The following is a 17,417-nucleotide window of genomic DNA, read 5'->3' as shown; positions in this document are numbered from 1 at the left end:
GCGCCTCAAGCGCGCGGTAGTCGGATGCGGCCACAACTTCCTCGCCGGCCGCAGCGGCTGTGAGTGCGCCCTGAGTCATCAGCCGTCGCCAGGTGAATAGCTGGTTGCCCGCGATGCCATGGCGGCGGGCGACCAGCGACACCGAGTTCCCCGGCAAATAGGTCTCCTCAACGATGCGAATCTTCTCCTCGGGCGTCCAGCGCCGACGGCGCTGCACCGAGGTAATGACCTCTACGTGGTCATATGTTCCAGTCATACGGTCAGGCATATGCATCACACTTCCATAAGTGTGAGGGTCTGTCAGGCGATTTTGGGGGCTACTTCACCTGGCAGCTGCAGCAACTATGCTCGGTTAGGGTCAGCCATCGCGGTGGTCCAGGGTTTCGCCACCCCAAACGAAAACGGGGGACGCCTTGCGGCATCCCCCGTTGCTTCCCGCTCAGGAAAAGCGATCAGGCGTTCTTGGTGCGCCAGCCGTCGGCATAATTGTCGCGCGCGGCTTCCGAATAGGGGACCGAGGAGACGATCGCCTTGATTTCGGTCTGGACGTGGCGTTCGACGGTGGGCTTGGACGTGCCGCCATCGGGTTCGCCCCAGAGCAGGGTGACTTCAGTGCCGGGCTCGGCGACCTCGGCATCGACCATCGCCAGCGCCAGGAAGCGACCGGCGTTGATGGTGTAGCCGATCCAGGTGGACAAGCCGACCGTCTTGCCGTCCTTGAGCACCGCATCATAGGGATGCATGCAATAGACGGCGCTGGGGAATTCCAGGAACTTGGCCTTGTCGCCGGTCTGGAGCATCGAGCTCATGACGCGGACGATATCCTCATTGTCGAGTGCCAGCGTCACCTTGCGGCGGTGGGGCTGATCCTTGATCTTTTCCAGCGCTTCGCGGCCGATGAAGTCATGGTCGAACTTGACCATGATGCCATAGCCCAGCTCCCACGGGTTGAGGTAATAATCCTCGATATTGTCGGAGACGAAGCTGCCGCCGAGCGAACATTTGCCTTCATAGCTGTTCTCGCTCGCCCATTCGCGGAACGCCTTGGAGCCTTCGCCGGTGTAGGTGGCGGGCAGCGGCGAGGGGATCCAGCCGGATTCCAGCGTGTTGGACGAATAGGTACGGCCACCGCACAGCGTCAGGCCATAATCCTTGCCCGCTTCGATCAGCGCATTGCGAACGGTGTCATAATCCTTCCAGGGACCAAACAGCTCATAACCCGGCTGGCCGGCCATGCCGTGACGCAGCGCGCGCACTTCGACGCCGGCGATCATGATCGGTGCCATGTGGAAGAATTTGAGGTCCGGCGGGGTTTCGCCCATCGCCTTTTCCAGCACCGGCATGGCGTTGGGGCCTTGCAGCTGGAAGCGATAATTGCGGCGATAGCCCTGCTGGTCGAGCGGACGGGCGATGGTGCGCTCGTCGCGTTCCACCTTGACGTCCCACTTGCCGGTCGAGGCCCAATATTCGACCCATTCGATCGACGGTGCGCGGCCGACCAGTTCGAACTTTTCTTCTTCCAGATAGAATAGGATGACGTCGCCGATCACATAGCCTTCGGGCGTGACGGGGGCGAACTGCTTGGCGCGGTTCGGCACGAAGCCCTTGAAGCTGTTGGGGGCGAGGTAGGACAGCATGTCGAACGCGCCGGGGCCGGTGACGAGCAGGTCGACCATGTGGAAGCTCTGGTTGAACAGGACCGAGCTTTCCGCCCAGCTGCGCTGTTCGTCGCGCCAGTTGCTATATTCGCCAGGCACGCCCGGATAGGCGTTCGGACCGACCTGCTGGTTGCGCAGGAATTCGACGATGTCGCCCTTTTCGTCGAGCAGTTGCTGCAGGGATTTACCACTCATTCCATTCTCTCCTTAGACACGGAAAACATACTGAAATCGTCACTCATGCAGGCGGCCATGACAGCCATTCCCGCAATATCTGGTTGAAGGCTTCGGGCGCTTCGGCGGGCATCATATGGCCCGCCCCTTCGACGACGCGCAGTTGCGCGCCGGGAATGGCGGCGACGATCGCTTCATGCTGGGCGACCGGCGACCATTGATCCTGTCGCCCGACCATGGCGAAGGTCGGGCAGGCGATGGTCGGCAGCAGGGCATCGACCGACGGGCGGTTAAGCAAGGCTTCGATCTGCGCTTCGAACACGGGCAAGCCCGCCGACACGGTCATGGCATAGAGGCTGTCCATCAGCGCTTCGTTGCGCAGTCCCGCAAAGCCGAGCATCGGCGGTAGCCATTGCGCCACCAGCGCGGTCATGCCCTGCGTCCGGCCAAGGTCGCGAAGCGCATAGCGGCCTTCGCGCTCGCCGGACTTGGGCGTGTGAACGCCGGTATCGACCAACGCCAGCCGCTCGATCCGTTCGGGGGCCTTGCGCACCACTTCCAGCGCTATCCGCGCGCCCATCGAATGGCCGAGCAGCGCCACGCGCGCGGGCATATGCGCCAACGCATAGTCGGCCATCGCCTCGATCCGGTCCGCACCGCCATAATAGCCGTCGATCGCGCGGCTGTCTGGGAACGCGCTGAGCGTCGCGCCGAACATGCGCGAATCGCACATCAGCCCCGGAAGGATGATGAGAGGGCTGCCAGTGCCGTCCTGATCAGATGATTTCGCACTCATGAAAATTTCATCTATACGAATGTAAGCAACTGCGCTAGAGGAAAATGCATCGAGGAAAGCCGCGTGGCCCAGCCCGAACACCATCATGGGAGAGAATGATGACCCTGCCGTCGATCCATCCGAACTGGGATCTGCCGCCCAAGGGCATGACCGATGGCTATTCGCTGGAGATCACCGCGAAGGACATCGATGCGCTGCGCGAGGCCGCGCCGACCATGGCCGCCGAAACGCCGGTGGCCGTCACCTTCCTGCCCGGCGAGTCGCTGGAAGCGCGCATTGCTGCGGCAAAGCTAGTGCGGTCGCTGGGGTTCGAACCGATGCCGCATTTTTCCGCGCGGCGATTGGAATCGGGCGATGATTTCGAAACCTATCTGGCCGCGGTCGTGCGCGAAGCGGGCGTCCAGCGCTGCTTCGTGATCGCGGGCGATCCGCCGGAAGCGGCCGGACCCTATTCGGACAGCATGGCGCTCATTCGCACCGGCGCGTTCGAGCGCGCCGGGATCAAGGCGATCGGCGTTGGCGGCCACCCGGAGGGGCACCCCAATATGACGCCCGACCAGTGCTTTGCCGTGCTCACAGAAAAATGCGCGGAAATCGAACAGCGCGGCATGGCCCCGCTGATCGTAACCCAGTTCAGCTTCGATGCCGCCCCGGTACTAAGCTGGCTGGCGGACCTGCGGCAGCGCGGCATCGACGCGCCGGTGCGGATCGGCATTCCAGGGCCAGCGGGCATCAAGACGCTGATGCGCTTTGCCGCCCGCTGCGGCGTGGGGGCATCGGCATCGGTGCTGACCAAATATGGCATTTCGATCACCAAGCTGATCGGCACTGCCGGTCCCGACAAGCTGGTCGATGCGCTTGCCAGCGGCCTTGGCGACCAGCATGGCAAGGTGCGCCTGCACTTCTACCCCTTTGGCGGCCTGACCAAGACCGTCGAATGGATCAATGATTATACGGCCCGCCACTGAGCGCGCATGATTACCGGAGAAGCGATGTGAGTGAAATCTGCACCCTGACCCTGCAATGCGACGACCGGCCGGGGCTGGTCGCCGATGTCGCCACCCTGTTGACCCAACAGGGCGGCAACATCACCGACGCGCAGCAATTCAACGACAAGCTGACCGATCGCTTCTTCATGCGGGTGGAATTTGAAATCGCGCCCGACGCCGTGGAAACGCTGCGGGGGGCGTTTGCTGGACTGGCGGACGAGCGCGGCATGGAATGGAACCTGCGCCGTCGCAACGAGCGGCAGAAGGTGCTGCTGATGGTCAGCAAGTTCGACCATTGCCTGGGCGACCTGCTCTATCGCTGGCGCATCGGTGAATTGAACATGGACGTCGTCGGCATCGTGTGCAATCATCCGCGCGAGGCGCTGACCATATCGCTGATCGGCGACGTGCCGTTCCACCATCTGCCGATCACCAAGGACACCAAGCCGCAGCAGGAAGCGCAGATCAAGGCGATCGTCGAGGAAACCGGCGCCGACCTCATCGTGCTGGCGCGCTATATGCAAATATTGAGCGACGATCTGGCGGGCTTCCTGTCGGGCCGCTGCATCAACATTCATCACAGCTTCCTGCCCGGCTTCAAGGGCGCCAAGCCCTATCATCAGGCCCATGCGCGCGGGGTCAAGATGATCGGCGCGACCGCTCATTATGTCACCGCCGACCTCGATGAAGGGCCGATCATCCATCAGGATGTCGAAGCCATCAACCATGCCGACACGCCCGATGATCTGGTGCGCAAGGGCCGCGATATCGAGCGGCGCGTGTTGGCGACCGCCGTGCAGCATCATCTGCAGGGCCGGGTGTTCCGCAACGGCGCACGCACCGTCGTCTTCAAGGCCTGAGGCCCATGGCGCAGATCATCGACGGGCGCGCCATGGCGCGCGCCCTGTCGGACGAAACGGCGGCGCGCGTCGCGGCGATGGTCGCGGATAGCGGCCAGCCGCCCGCGCTGGCGGTGGTGCTGGTCGGTGACGATCCGGCCAGCCAAGTCTATGTCCGCCGCAAGATCAGCGAATGCGCGCGCGTCGGCATCCGGTCGGTCGAACATCGGCTGCCGGTCGATCATCCGCAGGACGCCCTGCTGACTTTGATCGACCAGTTGAACGGCGATCCGGCCATTCATGGCATTTTGATCCAGTTACCCCTCCCCCCCCATATCGACGCGGCGCTGGTATTGGACCGCATCGATCCCGCCAAGGATGTCGACGGGTTCCACCCGGTCAATGTCGGGCGGCTGTCCACCGGCACGGGCGGACTGGTGCCCTGCACGCCGCTTGGCATCATGCGCCTGCTCGACAGCGTGATCGATGATTATCGCGGCCTCAATGCCGTGGTCATCGGCAAATCCAATATCGTCGGCAAGCCGGTCGCCATGCTGCTGCTGGAGCGGGAGGCGACGGTGACCGTCACTCATATCGAAACGCTGCACCTGCCCGACATTGCGCGCAAGGCGGACATCATCGTGGCGGCGGCGGGCGCGCCGCATCTGGTGCGCGGCTATTGGGTGAAGCTCGGCGCGATCGTGATCGACGTCGGCATCACTCGCATCGCACAGGCGGACGGATCATCGCAGATCGTCGGCGATTGCGCGACGCAAGAACTGGATCATGCCAAGGCGGTGACGCCAGTGCCGGGCGGCGTGGGTCCGATGACCATCGCCTGCCTGTTGCACAATACGGTGTTGGCGGCGGAAAGGGCGAGGGCATGACGGACAATATCTGCACGACCAAGGTCCGGGTGCGCGACCTGCCCCTGCTGGCCGATATCGGCATCAACCCGGACGAGATCGGACGGCGGCAACCGCTGGTCATTTCGGTCGAACTGACGCTGGCGGTTGGTCAGGTCGAGGCGATCGGCGAGACGGTCGATTATCGCAAAGTGGCGCAGGCCGCCGAAGATCTGGCGCTGGTGCATATCCCGTTGATCGAGATGTTCGCACAAAGGCTGGGTGCTTGCTGCCTGGCGATGAACGGCGTCGTCGAAGCGCGGGTCAGCGTCGACAAACCCTTCGCCCTGACCCGCGGCATGGCCGGGGCCGAAGTGACTGTCCGCCGGGGCTAAGCGCGCAGTCCTACTCAAAATATGTGACGTTACTCACCCCGTTCGTCCTGAGTAGCCATTGAGCGAAGTCGAAATGGCGTATCGAAGGATTAAGCGCATCGCTTGATGCTTCGATACGCGCCTTCGACAAGCTCTGTCGCTACTCAGCACGAACGGATGCTGCGCTATCTAACGCGGCTCTGCCCTAGCCATTTTCATCGGCGTTGCGCATCTGCACCGCCAGCAGCACGGCGGCAGCCCCCAGCGATCCCAAGCCCAGCAGCAGCGAGGTCAACCCGCGCCCGGCCCCGGCGGCCAGCAATTGCCCCGCGAGGAACGGGCCAAGCGCTGCGCCGAAGCGCCCGAAGCCGATCACCGCGCCCGTGCCCGTCGCGCGCAAGGTGGTCGGGAAGACATTGGCGATCAGCGCGTAGAGGCCCACGACCGACCCATTGGCGAGGAAGCCCAGTACGAAGGCGGCAATCTGCAACCACAGGAAGTCGCCCGGCACCACGCCGAACACGGCCACCGCGATGCCCGCGCCCGCCATGGCCAGCAGCAACAACCGCCGCAGGCCGAGCCAGGGCGACAGGAAGCCGAGCGTCAGCCCGCCGATCGCCCCGCCCATATTCATGAAGACCGACACGATGCTGGCGCGCGAAGGGTCGAACCCCAGATCGACCACCAGCGAGGGTGCCCAGCCCAGCGCGTAGTAGAAGGTCATCATATGCAGGCCGTAGACGATGATCAGCGCGATCGTGATGACCCGGTAGCGATCAAGGAACAGCGCGCGCATCGACGCCTTGGGCAGGTTCAGCGCGACCAGTTGCGCCGCTTGCGGTTGGCCCAGGCGACGCAGGATAACGTTGATCTTCGCCAGCGCATCGGGCGCGCCGCGCGTCGCCAGCCAGCCGATGGATTCAGGCAGGAAGATCAGGACGAGTGGAATCATCAGTGCCGTCGCGCCCGCCCCGAACAGGAAGATCGCTTCCCAGCCGTCGGTGCGCAGCAATTGCGCTGCGCCCCAGCCGCCGATGATCCCACCGACGGGATAGCCCGCCGCCATGATGCTGACGGCCAGGTCGCGGCGGCGGCGATTGGCGAACTCGGCCGACATGGCATTGATCGCCGCCAGCATCGCGCCCAGCCCCAGGCCCGTCAGGATGCGCAAGATGCTGAGCATCACCACCCCTGTCGCGAAGGCGGAGGCGAGCATGCCGAAGGTCATGATGACCAAGCACAGTAAAATCTGCCGCCGCCGCCCGATGCGATCGGCCAATTGGCCGAGCGTCAGCGACCCGATCACCATGCCGACCAGGCCGGTCGATACGATGATGCCGATCATACTTGGGTCGACGCCCCAATCCTTCGCGATGCCCGGCGCGGCAAAAGTCACCGCCAGCACGTCAAACCCGTCGAGCGCATTGAGCAGGAAGCAGATGAAGATCGCCACCACCTGCGGCAGGCGCATCGGCCGGTCTGCCAGGATGCTGCGCGGATCATCCGCAGGCAGGGTTATGCTCGACATGGGGGACATTCTCTCCGGCGTTCGTCGCGCCATTGTATGCTGGCGAAACAATTTGCCAAGTCAAATCGCCGGTGCCTCGTCCGTGTCAGAGCGAGATCAGCGCGTCGAGCGCTAGCGCGCCCTTCCCCTGGGGATAGACGATCACCGGGTTGAGATCGACCTCGCGGATCGCCGGGGTCGCCGCGACCATCTGGCCGAGCCGCTGCACCACATCGGCGACCGCTTCGATGTCCATGACCGGCGCGCCACGGAAGCCATCGAGCAACGGGGCCATGCGTAGTTTGCGAATGCGGGCGATGATCGCGGCGCGCGGCAGGTCGGGCGGGAGCAGGCAGACATCGTGCAGCAATTCGGCCGCGACACCGCCAAAGCCGACCAGGATGGTCGCGCCCCAATGCGGGTCGTTGCGCGCGCCGACGATCAGTTCGACGCCCTTGTCCGCCATCCCCTCGACCAGCACGCCGTCGAGCATCAGGTCGGGACGCGACGCGGCCAGATTGGCGGCGAGCCGCGCCCAGCCATCGGCCAGCTCCTCGCGATTCTTGAGGCCGACGATCACGCCGCCGGCATCGCTCTTGTGCGGCAACTCAGGCGATTGCGCCTTGAGCACGACCGGATAGCCGAGGCGATCCGCTGCCAGCACCGCCTCTTCCAGCGTCTGCGCCAATGCGAAGGCGGGGAAGGCAATGCCGCGCGCGCCCATAATCTCTTTCGAGCGATATTCGGGGATCGTGCTGCCTAGCTGTGCCAGATCAGCGACAGGTTCGGCATTGAGTGGTTCAGCCGCGAAATCGCGCGCCGCCGCGCCGCTGATCCGCGCCAGCGCGCGGACGGCGCGCTCGGCGGTGGGGAGATAGGTCGCGCCCGCTTCGCGTAGCGCCGCAATGTCCGCGTCCAGCACGCCGCCGCCTTCATCGACGCCGCCGATGATGATCGGCTTGGTCGGACGCAGCGTCGCGAGGGCATCCAGCACGGCGGCAAATTTGATGTGCGATGTCGCAGGCGCGGTCTGGATCAGCGTCACCAAAATCGTACCGATACGGTCATCGTTCACCAAAGCGGACAAGGTGCGGCCATAGAGGCCCGGATCGACCAGCCCCTGCGCGGTGACGTCCAGCGGGTTGGTGACCGGCACGAAATCGGGCAGGGCCGCACGCAACGCCGGGCTGTCGGCATCGCTCAAGGCAGGCAGGTCCAGCTCGACCGCTTCCGACAGGTCGAGCATCATCGCCTTGAACGCGCCCGATTCCGCGATGACGCCAGTGCCGCCCGTGCCGATCACCGCGTTGCGCGCCAAAATCTCGACCACGTCGCCCAATTCTTCGAGCGAATCGACCAGGATCACGCCAGCGCGTTCGACATGCACCGCCATGACGGCATAATCGCCCGCCATCGCCCCGGTATGGGTGGCGGCGCTCGCCGCGCCCGCGGCGCTGCGGCCCGGATGCAGCAGCACGACTTGCTTGCCCGCTGCCCGCGCCGCGCGCGCGGCGGCAAGGAAACGGGCGGGGTCGCGAATATGTTCGGCGATCATGCCGATGACGGCGGTGTCGGGCTGATCGACCAGATAGGCGAGATAATCCTCGATCCCGCTGGCCGCTTCATTACCGGTGGAGATATAGCAGTTGAGCGGCACGTCGCGATGGATCATCGTCGTCGCCAACACGGCGGCCATCGCGCCGGATTGCGACACGATGCCCACGCGCCGGTCACCCTGCGCGCGCGCTGGCGGCATGTCGATGAAGGTCAGCGAGACATTGTCGCGGAAATTGACGAGGCCGAGGCAATTGGGGCCTTCCACCACCATCCCCGCGCCGCGGGCGATCCGGGCGATTTCCTCCTGGTCGGCCAGGCCCTGCGGGCCATCTTCGGCAAAACCAGCCGAAAAGATCACCGCTGCGCCCGCTCCGCGCCGGGCCAAGCCGCGCATCGCGTCCAGCACGCCGACGCGCGGGATCGCCAGGATCGCGGCATCGACGCCTTCGGGCAGGTCATCCACGGACGCGACGCAGGGCCGCCCACCTATCTCTGTACGCTTTGGGTTTACGAGGTGAATGGCCCCGGCAAAGCCCTGCCGCTCCAAATTGGCCAGCACCGATGCGCCGAGCGCGCCCGGCTTGTCCGATGCGCCGATAATCGCCACTGATCGCGGCCGCAGCAGCCGGTCCAGGTTCATCATGTCGGTCACGCGCGATCCTCCCCTACAGGCGGCAAGGCTTCGAATCAGCCGCCCAATGTTGGCAACATTGTGCGCCAGGGATACAATTTACGCAACCCGTTTAGGCGATACCAGTGTCCGCTTCGCTGTCCGATATAGGCTCTTCCCCGCTGATCTTGCGCAGCAGCGCCAGCAGTTGTTCAGCCTCTTCGCCGCTCAAACCCTGGGTCATCCGGGCATCGGACTGATGCACCGCTTCGATCATCGCGCCAATCTGAACTTCCCCTTCGGGCAGGAGAAACAGCGCATTGGTGCGAAGATCCCGTCCGGCCCGCCGTTCGACCAGCCCGCGCTCCTCCAATATGTTGACCAGCTTCATCGCACTGGACCGGTTGACGCTGAGCGCTCGGCCAAGCGCCGTCTGGTCGCAGCCCGGATTATCGCGGATCAGCAGCAGCGCGGTGAACTTGGCCGGCGACAGGTCGAACGGCGCCAGCGCGGCGCGGGCGTCCGCCCCCATGACGAGGTGCGCGCGCTGGATCTGATAGCCTATCAATCCGCGCAGATCGGTCCCTTGGTTCATCCGCTCCAATCATCCCTTGCCAATATTGTATCCTTAGCGCACAAATATATGCTACAACGCGCCAGCGCGGAAAGCGATAGCCAAGACGCAAGGCGCGTGACCGGATAATGCAGGAGAGAAGAGCGATGGACCATGATTTCCGCATGCTGATCGATGGCGAATTGACGCCCGGTGTCAGCCAGTTCGACGTCGTTAACCCCGCGACAGGCGCTGCCTTCGCCCAATGTCCCAAAGCGGACGAGGCGATGCTGAACCGCGCCGTCGCCGCCGCCAAGCGTGCCCAGCCCGGCTGGGCGGCTACCCCGATCGAAGAGCGTGCCGCGCTCGTCAACCAGCTCGCCGATGCGCTGGAAGCGCGAATCGGCGAATTTGCCAGCCTGCTGACCAGCGAACAGGGCAAGCCGCTCGACCAGGCCGGCTATGAGATCATGGGCAGCGTCTTCACCCTGCGCGCCTTCGCCGCGATGCGGGTCGAGCCCAAGGTGCTGAAGGACGAAGGCGGCAACCGCGTCGTCGAACATCGCACGCCGCTGGGCGTCGTCGCGTCGATCACGCCCTGGAACTTCCCGGTCATCCTGCTGATGAACAAGCTGGGGCCAGCTTTGGTCACCGGCAATTGCATGGTCGCCAAGCCCGCGCCGACGACGCCGCTGACAACCTTGTTGTTCGGCGAAATGGCGCAGGCGATCCTGCCGCCCGGCGTCCTCAACATCGTCTGCGACCAGAATGAGCTGGGCGCGCTCATCACCGGCCATCCCGACATTGCCAAGGTCGCCTTCACCGGATCGACCGCCACCGGCAAGAAGGTGATGGCATCCTCGGCCGGGACGGTGAAGCGCGTGACGCTGGAACTGGGCGGCAATGACGCCGCGATCGTGCTGGACGATGTCGATGCGCGGCAAATGGCGCAGAAAGTCTATCAGGGCGCGATGACCAATGCGGGGCAGATCTGCATCGCGATCAAGCGCGCCTATGTGCCCGCCCCCATGTATGACGAATTTTGCGATGAATTGGCCAAGCTTGCCAAGGCGGCGATCGTCGATGACGGGTCGAAGCAGGGCACAACCATCGGGCCGATCCAGAACCAGATGCAGTTCGACAAGGTCAAGGCGCTGATCGACGACGCGCGGACGCGCGGCACGGTGCTGGCGGGCGGCGATGCGCTCGACCGGCCAGGCTATTTCATGCCACCCACGATCGTTCGCGACCTGGATGACGATGCGCCGTTGGTGCGCGAAGAACAGTTCGGCCCGGTGCTGCCCGTGCTGAAATATGACGATATCGACGATGTGATCGCCCGCGCCAATGACAGCGACTATGGCCTGGGCGGCACCGTATGGGGCAAGGATCTGGCGCGGGCGACCGATGTCGCGATGCGGATCGATTCCGGCACGGTCTGGGTCAACCAGCATATGGCGATCGACGCCAACATTCCCTTCCGCGGCGTCAAACAGTCGGGCCTGGGCGCGGAACTGGGCGAAGCCGGACTGCTGGAATATACCCAGGCGCACATCGTCAACGCCATCGCGCTCGAAGACGCCTGAACGGCTGACAGATACAGGCATTAGCGGGGGTGAAGGAGCGCAACGCTTCTTCACCCCCTTTTTTTGACATATTCCACCTAGTCATTCGACATATTCGACACTTTCGTTCGTGCAGTCATCATAGCCTCAACCCTTGGGACCAATCCCTGGTTGTGGAGTTTCGGCGCGCATCCAGTGACTCTGTTCCCCACCTCTTCCTGTCGCAATGAAGCTTGCTACTCGGAGGAGGCGAAGCTAGATCATAGATGATACAGGGTATCATGATTGGTTCGGGCGGTGCCGCAACGAACCACGGGGAAAAGGGACAGACGCCATGAGCAGCATTGCGGGCCACGCGCCCCCCACCGCCTTCAGCCCCGGCGCTACGTCGCCGATGGCCACGGCCCAGGCGCGTACCCGCCTGATCGCGATCGACGCGCTGCGCGGCCTGGTCATGCTGTTCATGCTGGTCGATCATGTGCGCGAGACATTCTTCCTCTACATGCAGGTCACCGACCCGGTGGATGCGAACACGACTGATCCGGGGCTGTTCTACACCCGCCTGCTGTCGACCTTTTGCGCGCCGACCTTCGTCGCGCTCACCGGCCTGTCGGCCTGGCTCTATGGCCAGTCGCACAGCAAGGGGCAGGTGTCGGAATTTCTGCTGAAACGCGGCCTGTTTCTGATTGTCCTGGAGTTCACCGTGGTCGGCTATGCCTGGCCAACCCAAGCCCCAGCCTTTCCGCCCACGGCGATTTGGTTGCAGGTGATCTGGGCCATCGGGATTTCGATGATCGCGCTCGCAGCCCTGCTGCACCTGCCGCGCGTCGCGCAATTTGCGGTGGGCCTGGCCATCGTGTGCTTGCACAATCTGCTCGACCCGATCCGGTTGACGGCCGACCAGCCGGGCTATGTCGCCTGGGCGATCCTGCATCAGCGGTCGCTGATCGAATTTGGCGGCATCGCGGTCAAGACCACCTATCCCATCCTGCCATGGATCGGCGTCATCCTGCTGGGCTACGCCTGCGGGCCTTGGTTCGCCAAGGGTAGCGATCCGCAGCGGCGCATCCGTCGCCTGGCGATGACCGGCCTTGGGCTGGTGCTGGGCTTCGTGCTGATCCGCTATCTCAATGTCTATGGCGACAAGCCGTGGTTCGTTGCGGAAAATTCGACGCGCACGGTGATGAGCTTCCTCGCGCTGACCAAATATCCGCCTTCGCTGCTGTTTTTGATGCCAACGGTCGGCACCGGCTGTCTGCTGCTCGCTTTGTTCGAGAAGTTCGAGAATAGCCGGGTGATGCCGCATCTGGCGCTGCTGGGTGGCGCGCCGATGTTCTATTATGTGTTGCATCTCTATGTGCTCAAGCTGATCTACAATGTCGCGCTGGCGCTCTATGGGCCGACCAAGGGCACGGTGTTCGGCGTCGACAATCTGTCCACCGTCTGGATCTGGGTCGCGCTGCTGATCCTGCCACTTTACTATCCCACCCGCTGGTTCGCGCAGCTCAAGCAGCGGCGCAAGGATATATGGTGGCTCAAATATCTCTGAGGGCATGAACCCTCCGGGTCGCAGGCCGCCTTCCTTATCGAAGGCGGCCATTTTTCGGGGTTTTCACCAGGATCGATGGCGTAACGACGGGCAGCATTTTCATGCCGTAGGACCACGCGATTCACAATTTTGCGCCGTCCCATGCGCCATGTTTGACGTAATATATCCGTAACTCGACCTAGCCTCAATTCAACAAGAGGTGACGGAAACACCCCGCGGCCCGGCTGCCGATGACAGGACGCAATGTCCGCATCGGACCAAAATAGAAGACCAGCCGGTCCCCGTTTCGCAGGACATTCGGGAACAGCGATTTTTCATAGGGGATCACATCATGCGCACATCATCGGCTCTTCGCCTGGCGCTCATCGCCAGCACCGCCGCCATCACCCTGCCCACCGCCGCCCTCGCCCAGGCTCCGGCTGATAATGCCGAAGGCAACATCGTCGTCACTGGCCTCAAGCGCCAATATTTCGGCGACACACCGGTCAAGGAAATCCCGCAGGCGGTCCAGTTCCTGGAAGGCAAACTGCTCAACGACCTCAATATCACCCGGCTCGATACCGCGCTGGAACTGGCGAGCGGCGTGTCGAAGCAGAATAATTTTGGCGGCCTGTGGGACAGTTTCGCCATTCGCGGCTTTGCCGGCGACGAGAATTTTCCGAGCGGCTTCCTGGTCAACGGCTTCAACGGCGGGCGCGGCTATGCCGGGCCGCGTGATGCCTCCAATGTTGAGCGGATCGAAGTGCTCAAGGGTCCGAACTCGGCGCTGTTCGGGCGCGGCGAACCGGGCGGCACGATCAACATCGTCAGCAAGAAGCCGACCTTCAAGGAAGGCGGCAGCTTCACGGTCGCGGGTGGCAAGTGGAACACCTATCGCGTCGAGGGCGACTATAACATGCCGCTCGGCGACAGCGTCGCCATCCGCCTGACCGGTGCCGTCGAGGATGCCGAAAGTTTCCGCGACACCGTGGAAACCCGCAAATATGTGCTGAACCCCTCGATCCTGGCGAAGCTGTCGGACAAGACGATCTTCACCTACGAGCTGGAATATGTGAACCAGGAAGTGCCGTTCGATCGCGGCGTGGTGGCGATCCCGACGGTGACGGCAACCGGCACGACCTATAAGCTGGGTGCCATTCCGCAGAGCCGGTTCCTCAGCAATCCCAACGACGGCCCGATCAAGATCACGGCGCTCGGCCATCAGGCGCAGTTGCAGCATGACCTGAGCGACGATTGGGTCGTGATGCTGGGCGCAGGCTATAAGGACACCACGTTCGAGGGCTTCTCCAGCGATCCCGAACTGGCGCTAGGTCGTCAGCAGATCGACAATGACGGCCGCACCTTGTCACGCCAGCGCCGCTATCGTGACTATAGCACCACCCATATGGTGTTCCGCGGGGAAATCAGCGGTAAGCTGGAAACCGGGTCGATCGTCCACAATATCCGCGTTGGCGGGGACTGGGACAAGTTCGAGATCGAACTGCTCCAGACCCGGTATCGCCCGACGGCGGCGGACCAGTCCTATTCGATCGATATCTTCAATCCCAATTACAATATTGCGGCACCGATACCGGCAGCGGTGATCCAGAATTCGACCGAAGTGCAGAAGGCCTGGGGCATTTATGCGCAGGACCAGATCGAGATTACCGAGCAGTTCAAGGTGCGCTTTGGTGGTCGCTATGATGATTTCAGCCAGAATATCGATAACCGGTTGGGGACCACCAACCCCGCATCCTACACCAAGTTCAGCCCGATGGCGGGCCTGGTGTTCGAACCGACCAAGAGCCTGTCCTTCTATGCCAGCTATGGCAAGGGGTTCCGGCCTAACAGTGGTGTTGATGCTGCCAACAATCCCTTCGCACCGGAAATCAGCACAAGCTATGAAGTCGGTGCGAAGTTCGTGACGCCGGACGGCCGGATCACCAGCACGCTGTCGCTCTACAAGATGAAGAAGAGCAACGTCCTGACCGCCGATCTGGAGACTGGCCTGTCGGTAGCCGTTGGTGAAGCCGAGAGCCAAGGCGTGGAGTTCGACATCAACGCCAAGCTGCCCGCCGGGTTCGAACTGTTCGCCACCTATGCCTATACCGATGCAGGCTGGGCGGGCGATTATGATAAAGCCGGGGTGTTCAAGAATGATCCGCTGCTCAATATTCCCAAGCATCAGGCCAATGCCCTGTTGTTCAAGAATTTCTCGATCGGCGATCATGAGGCGATGCTGGGCGCGGGCGTAAACCATGTCGGCAAGCGGCTGGGCCAGACGGCGGCAGACTTCTATCTGCCGAGCTACACGATCGCGAAAATCCTGGGTTCGGTGACGATCAACGACCAGTTCAAGCTGTCGGCCAATGTCGATAATCTGTTCGACAAGAAATATTATGCCAGCTCCTATGCGGCCTTGTGGGTGCAGCCGGGCGTCCCCCGCTCCTTCACGATCCGCGGGACGTTTACCTTCTAACCAGGGGCGAGGCGGTCTTCCGCCCTGCTCGACCGTCGGCAACAGCGCCCTCCCGCTGTTGCCGACGGTTTTTCTTTATGACCCGGACAAGGATGGCCCGCATGCCCCTGCTCTACACATCCGATCCCGAACGCGGTCGCATCTGGCGCGCGATTTTCGCAGCGGAAGCGGCGGACGTGGCGTTTGTCGATCCGAGCGACCCGCATGATCCGGCGACGATCCGCTATCTTGCCGCCTGGAACCCCTCGGCCGACCTGATCGCCACCCTGCCCGCGCTGGAAGTCTTGTTTTCGATCGGTGCGGGGATCGACCAGTTCGACATGACACGCCTGCCGCACCATGTGCGGGTCGTGCGGATGATCGAGCCGGGCATTCGCCAGGGCATGGTGGAATATGTGACGATGGCAGTGCTGGCGCTGCATCGGAACCTGATCGACCATGGCATTGCCCAGCGCGAGGGCCGCTGGAACCCGATCAAGCTGGTGCCTGCCGGGCAGCGCCGGCTGGGCGTGATGGGCCTCGGTAATTTGGGGCGGGCCGTGCTGGAGGGACTTGCGCCGTTCGGTTTCGCGCTTTCGGGGTGGAGCCGGTCGGCCCATGATATTGACGGGGTGAATTGCCATGCCGGGGACGCGGCCTTGCCTGCTTTCCTGTCCAGTTGCGATATCCTTATCTGCCTGTTGCCGCTGACGCCGGAGACACGCGGCATCTTGTGCCGGGATAGGCTGGCGCAGCTGCCTTCCGGGGCCAGCCTGATCAATGTCGGGCGGGGTGGCCATCTGGTGGAGCAGGATCTGCTGTCCCTGCTCGACGAAGGTCATCTATCGGGCGCGGTGCTGGACGTTTTCGACCCCGAACCGCTGCCCGCCGGACATGCTTTCTGGACGCATCCACGCATCATCATGACGCCCCATATCGCCAGCATGACCCGCGCGGACAGCGCGGCGCGCGCGCTGATCGCCAATATCCGCCGCCATGAATCAGGCCAGCCGATGGAGGGCGAAGTGGCGCGGGGCCGTGGCTATTGAGGACGCGACATTCCGTGCCGTCCGCCAGGCATTTTCGTCGGCGGGCCGCACTTTTCCTCGCCCAATTGCGGCGCCGTTGCAGACACGGCAAACTATGCCGAATAGTGCGCGATAAAAGCCTATAATCTGCGCCGCGCCGCGTCGAAATGGGGTTCATGTTCCGGTGCAGCCATGTCGTAATGCCCCTGTCACACGGCTGCCAAGGCCCCCTGTAAAAGCATGCAAAGGACGATCCGCCCATGCCCAATTTCCGGCCCAAATTCATCAGCTTCGACTGTTATGGCACGCTGACCCGTTTCCGCATGACGGAAATGGCGACCGCCTTCATGGCCAACCGCATCGACGCGGAAAAACTGCCTGCTTTCTGCAAGGATTGGGGCGCCTATCGCTTCGACCAGGTGATGGGCGCATGGGAACCCTATCAAGAGATCATCCGCAATTCGCTGCGCCGGACCTGCGAGAAATGGGGCGTCGCCTATAACAAGGCGGATGCAGACGCCGTGTACAACGCGGTGCCGACCTGGGGTCCGCATGACGATGTGGCCGGTGGCCTGTCGAAGATCGGTGACAAGATCCCGCTCGTCATCCTCTCCAACGCGATGAACGACCAGATCCATCATAATGTCGGGATGCTGGGCGCGCCCTTCCACGCGGTCTATACCGCGCAGATGGCGCAGGCCTATAAGCCCCGGATGCAGGCCTTCGAATATATGTTCGATCAGCTGGGTGCTAACCCGGAAGACATGATGCATGTGTCGTCCAGCTTCCGCTACGACCAGAATACCGCCACCGATCTGCATTTCGGCTGCCGCGTGTTCGTGGGGCGCGGCCATGAGCCGTCCAACCCCTTCTATCGCGATGTCGAAATCCCGCATATTGGTTGCCTGCCCGCCGTAGTCGGTCTTTGATCGGCTG

The 17,417-nt window shown here is 63.1% G+C and carries 15 protein-coding genes; 9 read left to right on the top strand and 6 right to left on the bottom strand.

Going from position 1 to position 17,417, the window contains the following annotated elements; translation table 11 throughout:
- The 3 genes from SxD43FB_RS14740 to SxD43FB_RS14730 form a co-directional block, all read right to left on the bottom strand.
- On the bottom strand, positions 1-256 hold a 256-nt coding region (locus SxD43FB_RS14740), incomplete at its 3' end, for a transposase (protein ID WP_255245744.1).
- Positions 257-452: 196 nt separating this feature from the next.
- Positions 453-1,853, bottom strand: a complete 1,401-nt coding sequence (locus SxD43FB_RS14735; RefSeq protein WP_096062841.1) for an aminomethyltransferase family protein — start codon at positions 1,851-1,853, stop codon at positions 453-455.
- Positions 1,854-1,896: 43 nt separating this feature from the next.
- Entirely contained in the window at positions 1,897-2,628 is a 732-nt protein-coding gene (locus tag SxD43FB_RS14730; protein ID WP_096062856.1) for an alpha/beta fold hydrolase, read from the bottom strand.
- A 98-nt stretch (positions 2,629-2,726) separates the two neighbouring features.
- Here SxD43FB_RS14730 and SxD43FB_RS14725 point away from each other — a divergent pair, with 98 nt between their 5' ends.
- The 4 genes from SxD43FB_RS14725 to SxD43FB_RS14710 are packed head-to-tail and all read left to right on the top strand — an operon-like array spanning position 2,727 to position 5,696.
- Positions 2,727-3,596, top strand: coding sequence for a methylenetetrahydrofolate reductase (locus SxD43FB_RS14725; RefSeq protein ID WP_096062855.1), 870 nt, complete (start codon positions 2,727-2,729; stop codon positions 3,594-3,596).
- Positions 3,597-3,622: 26 nt separating this feature from the next.
- Positions 3,623-4,477 (top strand): formyltetrahydrofolate deformylase, encoded by an 855-nt coding sequence (gene purU, locus SxD43FB_RS14720; RefSeq protein ID WP_096062840.1) that lies wholly within the window; start codon positions 3,623-3,625, stop codon positions 4,475-4,477.
- 5 nt (positions 4,478-4,482) lie between these two features.
- On the top strand, positions 4,483-5,343 hold the full coding sequence (locus SxD43FB_RS14715) for a tetrahydrofolate dehydrogenase/cyclohydrolase catalytic domain-containing protein (protein ID WP_096062839.1): 861 nt from the start codon (positions 4,483-4,485) through the stop codon (positions 5,341-5,343).
- Positions 5,340-5,696: a dihydroneopterin aldolase gene (locus SxD43FB_RS14710; protein ID WP_096062838.1), complete on the top strand. Its 357-nt coding sequence runs from the start codon at positions 5,340-5,342 to the stop codon at positions 5,694-5,696. Before SxD43FB_RS14715 ends, SxD43FB_RS14710 begins: the two co-directional genes overlap by 4 nt.
- Positions 5,697-5,880: 184 nt before the next feature.
- On the opposite strand, the gene SxD43FB_RS14705 is transcribed toward SxD43FB_RS14710, so the two are convergent.
- From SxD43FB_RS14705 to SxD43FB_RS14695, 3 genes are all read right to left on the bottom strand, one after another.
- The gene (locus SxD43FB_RS14705) at positions 5,881-7,203 is read right to left on the bottom strand and encodes an MFS transporter (RefSeq protein ID WP_096062837.1); all 1,323 of its coding nucleotides are present in this window, start codon (positions 7,201-7,203) and stop codon (positions 5,881-5,883) included.
- An 85-nt stretch (positions 7,204-7,288) separates the two neighbouring features.
- A complete protein-coding gene (locus SxD43FB_RS14700; protein WP_096062854.1) occupies positions 7,289-9,382 on the bottom strand; it encodes an acetate--CoA ligase family protein in 2,094 nt (697 codons plus the stop codon).
- Positions 9,383-9,482: 100 nt separating this feature from the next.
- Positions 9,483-9,944: a MarR family transcriptional regulator gene (locus SxD43FB_RS14695; RefSeq protein WP_096062836.1), complete on the bottom strand. Its 462-nt coding sequence runs from the start codon at positions 9,942-9,944 to the stop codon at positions 9,483-9,485.
- A gap of 125 nt (positions 9,945-10,069) precedes the next feature.
- Between SxD43FB_RS14695 and SxD43FB_RS14690 the strand changes: the two genes are divergently transcribed.
- The 5 genes from SxD43FB_RS14690 (at position 10,070) to SxD43FB_RS14670 (ending at position 17,410) form a co-directional block, all read left to right on the top strand.
- The gene (locus SxD43FB_RS14690) at positions 10,070-11,488 is read left to right on the top strand and encodes an aldehyde dehydrogenase family protein (protein ID WP_096062835.1); all 1,419 of its coding nucleotides are present in this window, start codon (positions 10,070-10,072) and stop codon (positions 11,486-11,488) included.
- A 313-nt stretch (positions 11,489-11,801) separates the two neighbouring features.
- On the top strand, positions 11,802-13,016 hold the full coding sequence (locus SxD43FB_RS14685; RefSeq protein WP_176482792.1) for a heparan-alpha-glucosaminide N-acetyltransferase domain-containing protein: 1,215 nt from the start codon (positions 11,802-11,804) through the stop codon (positions 13,014-13,016).
- Between the two features lie 331 nt (positions 13,017-13,347).
- On the top strand, positions 13,348-15,474 hold the full coding sequence (locus tag SxD43FB_RS14680; RefSeq protein WP_096062833.1) for a TonB-dependent siderophore receptor: 2,127 nt from the start codon (positions 13,348-13,350) through the stop codon (positions 15,472-15,474).
- Positions 15,475-15,575: 101 nt separating this feature from the next.
- On the top strand, positions 15,576-16,502 hold the full coding sequence (locus SxD43FB_RS14675; protein WP_096062853.1) for a glyoxylate/hydroxypyruvate reductase A: 927 nt from the start codon (positions 15,576-15,578) through the stop codon (positions 16,500-16,502).
- A gap of 239 nt (positions 16,503-16,741) precedes the next feature.
- Complete coding sequence (locus SxD43FB_RS14670; RefSeq protein WP_096062832.1) at positions 16,742-17,410, top strand: haloacid dehalogenase type II; 669 nt, start codon at positions 16,742-16,744, stop codon at positions 17,408-17,410.
- Positions 17,411-17,417: the final 7 nt, after the last annotated feature.

Source organism: Sphingobium sp. D43FB (assembly GCF_002312805.1).
In the GTDB taxonomy this organism is placed as follows: domain Bacteria; phylum Pseudomonadota; class Alphaproteobacteria; order Sphingomonadales; family Sphingomonadaceae; genus Sphingobium.
The sequence above is the reverse complement of the archived record's forward strand: the minus strand, read 5'-3'. Positions and strand labels throughout refer to the sequence as shown.